This is a genomic window from Emticicia agri, from assembly GCF_004168285.1.
Taxonomy (GTDB): Bacteria; Bacteroidota; Bacteroidia; order Cytophagales; family Spirosomataceae; genus Emticicia; species Emticicia agri.
Genome location: NZ_SEWF01000137.1, coordinates 1 through 488, shown reverse-complemented (window position 1 = coordinate 488; position 488 = coordinate 1). Strand labels below are relative to the sequence as shown.

Sequence of the window (488 nt, the reverse complement as noted above, 5' to 3'; positions counted from 1 at the left end):
CAGCCCCGGCTACAAAAGTAGTTTGTGCACCGAGTACTTTAACTTTAACAGCCAGTGGTTGTGCAGGAACCGTCAACTGGTCGAATGGCTCATCAGGTAGCAGTCTGACGCTTTCAAGTGTAGGCACATATAGCATTACAGCTACTTGTACAGTAGGTAGTTGCACGAGTCCGGCAAGTGTAGCAGTAACAGGATTGCAAATTGTAGCCCAACCAGCCGCCCCAAGCATCAATGCACCAAATCCAAAAGTGGTGTGTGCACCAAGTACTTTAACCCTGACAGCAAGTGGTTGTGCAGGAACCATCAACTGGTCAAATGGTTCATCAGGCAGTAGCTTAACCCTTTCAAGTGTAGGCACTTATAGCATTACAGCGACCTGTACAGTTGGTTCTTGTATTTCTCCGGCAAGTGCAGCAGTTACAGGGTTACAGATTGTAGCTCAACCAACTGCTCCAACGATTACAGCCCCAGCTACAAAAGTAGTGTGT

Annotated in this window: 1 pseudogene; it reads left to right on the top strand. The window is 47.5% G+C overall.

The annotated features are described in order from the left end of the window. Positions 1–488 (top strand): annotated as a pseudogene (locus tag EWM59_RS28060) (hypothetical protein); the annotation flags it as partial.